Source organism: Mycobacterium sp. E3198, assembly GCF_001667015.1.
Classification (GTDB): domain Bacteria; phylum Actinomycetota; class Actinomycetes; order Mycobacteriales; family Mycobacteriaceae; genus Mycobacterium.
This window is the reverse complement of the sequence record NZ_LZIS01000089.1, coordinates 1-805: the sequence shown is the minus strand read 5'-3', so window position 1 is coordinate 805 and position 805 is coordinate 1. Positions and strand designations below refer to the sequence as shown.

Sequence of the window (805 nt, the reverse complement as noted above, 5' to 3'; positions counted from 1 at the left end):
GCCCTGGCGGAACAGCTTGGCGCAACCCGTCAGGTACTTCATGTAGCGGTCGTAGACCTCTTGGGACTGGATGGCGATCGCCTGGTCCCTGTTGGCCTCGAGCGCGGTGGCCCACGTTTCGAGGGTGCGCGCGTAGTGTTCGCGTAGCAATTGCACCTTTTCGAGGGTAAATCCGGCCGCCGGCGCCAACTCCGCAATGTCTTCCTCGGCCGGCAACTGCCCGCCGGGGAAAATCTCCGTGTAGATGAATCGGGTGAATCGAATGTCGCGCATGGTCAGCGAGATCCCGCGCTCGTGCATTTGCTTTTGCGAGTGCGCGAGAATCGTGTGCAGCAACATTCGGCCATCGTCGGGAAGGATGCCGTAGGCGCGCTCGAAAAACGCGGGCCAGCGTTCGGCCTTGAACGCTTCGAAGGCGCCGATGGTGACAATCCGATCGACCTCGTCGTCGAACTCCTCCCAGCCCTGCAGCCGGACCTCGACGGTGCGCTCGGTGGGGATAGCGGCCAGCCTCGCCTTGCTGTACTCGAATTGGTTGCGGCTGAGCGTGATTCCGATGACGTTGACATCGAACTTCTCGATCGCCCGTTGCAGCGCTCCGCCCCAGCCGCAGCCGATGTCGAGCAGCGTCATCCCGGGCTCGAGGTTCAGCTTGCCCAGCGCCAGGTCGAACTTGGCGTTCTGCGCCTCCTCGAGGGTCATATCGTCGCGCTCGAAGTATGCGCAGGTGTACCCCATCGTCGGGTCTAGGAAGAGCGCGAAGAACTCGTCTGAAACGTCATAGATCGATTGCGACTCTTCGTAA

At 61.7% G+C, this 805-nt stretch carries 1 protein-coding gene; it reads right to left on the bottom strand.

Annotated features, from left to right (window positions below; translation table 11 throughout):
- Window positions 1-805: cyclopropane mycolic acid synthase family methyltransferase (locus A5673_RS09735; RefSeq protein WP_068230549.1), on the bottom strand; the 805-nt coding region annotated here is incomplete at both ends.